Source organism: Brevundimonas sp. (genome assembly GCF_018608325.1).
In the GTDB taxonomy this organism is placed as follows: domain Bacteria; phylum Pseudomonadota; class Alphaproteobacteria; order Caulobacterales; family Caulobacteraceae; genus Brevundimonas.
The window spans coordinates 1-3740 of record NZ_JABAZW010000109.1 but is presented as its reverse complement, the minus strand read 5'-3'; the positions used below and the strand labels follow the sequence as shown (position 1 = coordinate 3740).

The window sequence follows — 3740 nt, the reverse complement described above, 5'->3', positions numbered from 1 at the left end:
CCGGATAGCCGTCATGGATCAGGGCGATATTGACGGTGAAGGCCTCGCCCCCGCGCACAAAACCGCGCGTGCCGTCCAGCGGGTCGATCAGCCAGAACCAGTCGTCGGTTTCGGTCGGAGCGCCATCCGCGGCCACCGCCTCTTCCGCCACCGTCTGAACACCGGGATAGAGGGCGGCCAGCCGTTCCAGAATCAGGGCCTCGGCCGCACGGTCCGCCTGGGTCACCGGGCTGTCGTCCGACTTGGTTTCGACCGCCGTTCCGCTGCGCCAGAAGGGCAGGATGAGGCGCGCCGCCTCTTCAGCGATCTCGGCCAGTTTCAGGGTCAGATCGCCGGACTTCAGATCACGGTCGAGGGTCGGGATGGATGAGGTCGTCATTGCGCCTCTGGATAGACCATCCCGAAGGTTCCATGAACCGGCAAATCACGTCAGCCTGATGCGCCAGACGAAATCCTGACCCGAGTGCTGCAGACGCCATGACCGACACCGCCGCCGAAGCCCCGCTCGATCTGCCCGTAGACGGGTCCGTCAACGGGACTGAACTGGCCACCTACATTGCCGCCAAACTGTGCCACGACTTCATCAGCCCGTCGGGCGCCATCGTCTCGGGCCTGGACCTGCTGGATGATCCGTCGGCGCAGGACATGCGCGACGACGCCCTGGCCCTGATCGCCCAGAGCGCGCGCAAGATGGTGGCCCTGGTGCATTTCGCCCGCGTGGCCTTCGGCGCAGCCACCACCAGCGAGCGGTTCACGGCCCGCGAGCTACAGGCCCTGGTCACAGGCGTGACCGTGGGCGGACGCGCGACGCTGGACTGGCGCGTCAACGAGGGCGAGTTCTCCAAGCCCCAGGCCCGCGCCCTGATCAATCTGGCCTATCTGACGATCGGCGCCCTGCCGATGGGCGGAAACGCCGTGATCGAGACCCGTGTCGAGAACGGCGTCCTGCACCTGACCGGCCACGCCGACGGCGCCCGCGCGCGGTTGAAGCCCGAAGCCCTGACCGGACTGAACGGCCTGCGCCTGAACGAGGGTCTGGCGGGTCAGTGGATCCAGCCCTACTGGCTGTGGCTGACCGTGACGGAGGCGGGCGGCGACCTGACGACGACGATCGAGGACGGCCGGGTCGTGTTGTCGGCGACCATGCCTGTGTAACCCACACACCAACGACTCATTAACTGGCGTCGGCCATAGTTGGTGTGAGGGAATCGGGTAAAGACGAACGCCCGTCAGGAGTCCTGTCTTGTCCGTCAGCACGTGTCTCATCGTCGATGACAGCCGCATCATCCGCAAGGTTGCGCGCCGCATCGTCGAAGGCCTCGGCTATGAGGTCGATGAAGCCGCCGACGGCGCAGAGGCCCTGGCCTATTGCACCAGCGCCCTGCCCGACGTCTTGCTGATCGACTGGAACATGCCGGTTATGGACGGGCTCAGCTTCCTGCGCCGGATGCGCGCCCTGCCCGGCGGCGACCGGCCCAAGGCCCTGTTCTGCTCCATCGAGACCCGGCCCGAAAAGATCGCCGAGGCTCTGGCTGCGGGCGCCGACGACTATGTCATGAAGCCGTTCGACGGCGACATCCTGCAGTCCAAGCTGGCGGAGGTCGGAGCGATCGCCGCATGACGCCAGACGACTTCGACAAGCTGCAGAATCTTCTCGCCACGCGCGCCGGCTATCGACTGGCGCGTGACCGCATTCACCTGGCCGAACACCGGCTGGGTCCGATTGCGCGCCGGGAAGGCTACGCCAATGTCGAGGCCCTGCTGGCGAACCTGTGGGCTCAGCCGGTGGCGTCGCTGGCCTGGGCGGTGATCGAATGCCTGCTGAACCCCGAGACCTGGTTCCGCCGCGACCGCACGCCGTTCAATGTGCTGGAAAAAGAGCTGCTTCCCGCTCTGGCCGGGGCGCGTCCTGACGGCCGCGTCCGCATCTGGTCGGCGGGCTGCTCGACCGGACAGGAAGCCTGGTCCATCGCCATGGCGGGCAAAGAGGCGGGCGCCGATGTCGAGGTGATCGGCACGGATCTGTCGCAACGGGCCATCGAAAGGGCGCGCTCGCGCATCTATTCCGGCTTCGAGGTTCAGCGCGGTCTGACCGCCCACACCATGCTGCGCTGGTTCGAACCGGCTGAGGATCAATGGCGGGTGCGGGACGAACTGGCCGAAAAGGTGCGTTTCGGACGGTCGAACCTGCTGGACGAACCGGTCGATGAGATTCGCTTCGACGTCATCTTCTGCCGCAACGTCATCACCGACATGGAGCCGCAGCGCCGCGCCCGCGTGCTGGACGGTCTGGAGCGCCGACTGGTCGATGACGGCTGCCTGTTCCTGGGCGTGGACGAACGTCTGGAGGGTGAAACCGTCGCCTTCAGGCCGGTCAACGGCCGCAAGGGCCTGTATGTGAAAGCGCCCTCGTCCCTTCGACGCGCGGCCTGATTGCAAAGCCGCCCTTGCACAAGACGCCGGTTCCGGGCTGAAGTGCGTCGTTCGGGCATCGGGGGGTGACTATGCGGCTGGTCTTGCTTTTAGCGTCCCTTGCAGCCGCCTTTGGTCTGGCGGTGCTGACCAGTCAGACGCCCAAGCCCGTTCCCGCCCTATCGCCCGCCACTGAGTTTTCCGCCGTCCGCGCCATGACGGACGTGCGGCATATCGCCCGTGCGCCCCACCCTATCGGCTCCATCGACCACGCGATGGTGCAGTCCTATCTGCTGGGGCGACTGACGGACCTGGGCCTGAGCCCCAGCCTGCAGTCCGGCGCCCTGTCGCCCGCCGCCATCAGCCGTATTCAGAAACGCGGCGACAATGCTGCGGGTCTGCTGGCCGTCAATCTGGTCGGGGTTCTGCCTGGACGTCGGCCCGAACTGCCTGCCGTCCTGATGATGGCCCATTACGACAGCGTGCCGGGTTCACCGGGCGCCGCCGACGACGCCTCGGGCGTGGCCGCCATTCTGGAATCCGTGCAGGCGATCAAGGCGCGGGGACCGGCTGACCGCACGCTGATCGTGCTGCTGACCGATGCCGAGGAGCTGAATCTGGACGGCGCGCGCGCCTTCTTCAGCGAGCATCCGCTGCGCGACCGGATCGGCATGGTCGTCAATCTGGAGGCGCGCGGCGGCGGCGGGCGGGCCATGATGTTCGAAACCGGCCCCGGCAACGCCCAGACCATCGCCCAGTTCGCCCGCGCGACCAAAGACGCAACCGGCGGCCCGTCCAGCAACGCCCTGACCGTCTTCGTCTATCGCCTGATGCCGAACGGCACGGACATGACCATCGCGGTCAATCGCGGCATCGCCGGAGTGAATCTGGCCTTCATCGGCAGGCCGGACCAGTATCATTCGCCGACCTCGACGCCCGAGGCGCTGGATCAGGGCAGCCTGCAGCATATCGGTTCACTGGCGCTGGAGGCGGCCGACGGTTTCCTGCGCGCGCCCGAACTGCCCAAGGCGACCTATAACGCCGTCTATGCCGATGTGTTCGGCCTGATCGTGTTGCGCCATCCGCCTGTGGTCGGCTGGCTGCTGCTGGGACTGGCCGCTTTGCTGACCGGGTTCGCGGGCTGGGGCGCCCGGCATGGGACAGGCCTCAGCCGCGCCTCTGTCCTCAAGGGCGTGACCGGCGGCGTCTGGCTGCTGGCCGTCAGCGTCGTTCTGGCGCAGGCCGTGCGGGTGCTGGGCGGACCGATCGGCAAACAGATCGACACGCCCGAGCTTTATTACACCCTGCTGCGTCGCCTGCCGCGGCTG

At 67.1% G+C, this 3740-nt stretch carries 5 protein-coding genes; 4 read left to right on the top strand and 1 reads right to left on the bottom strand.

The window, feature by feature from the left end:
- A partial coding sequence (locus tag QZ281_RS11060; protein WP_292228336.1) for an inositol monophosphatase family protein occupies nucleotides 1-379 on the bottom strand: 379 nt, incomplete at its 3' end.
- A 98-nt stretch (nucleotides 380-477) separates the two neighbouring features.
- On the opposite strand from QZ281_RS11060, the gene chpT reads away from it, so the two are divergent.
- The 4 genes from chpT to QZ281_RS11040 all read left to right on the top strand — a co-directional run.
- A complete protein-coding gene (chpT, locus tag QZ281_RS11055) occupies nucleotides 478-1155 on the top strand; it encodes a histidine phosphotransferase ChpT (RefSeq protein ID WP_292228334.1) in 678 nt (225 codons plus the stop codon).
- Between the two features lie 88 nt (nucleotides 1156-1243).
- On the top strand, nucleotides 1244-1621 hold the full coding sequence (locus tag QZ281_RS11050; RefSeq protein ID WP_292228332.1) for a response regulator: 378 nt from the start codon (nucleotides 1244-1246) through the stop codon (nucleotides 1619-1621).
- Nucleotides 1618-2433 (top strand): protein-glutamate O-methyltransferase CheR, encoded by an 816-nt coding sequence (locus QZ281_RS11045; RefSeq protein WP_292228330.1) that lies wholly within the window; start codon nucleotides 1618-1620, stop codon nucleotides 2431-2433. Before QZ281_RS11050 ends, QZ281_RS11045 begins: the two co-directional genes overlap by 4 nt.
- Before the next feature lie 71 nt (nucleotides 2434-2504).
- Nucleotides 2505-3740, top strand: a 1236-nt coding sequence (locus QZ281_RS11040; protein WP_292228328.1) for a M20/M25/M40 family metallo-hydrolase, incomplete at its 3' end; no start/stop codon positions are given.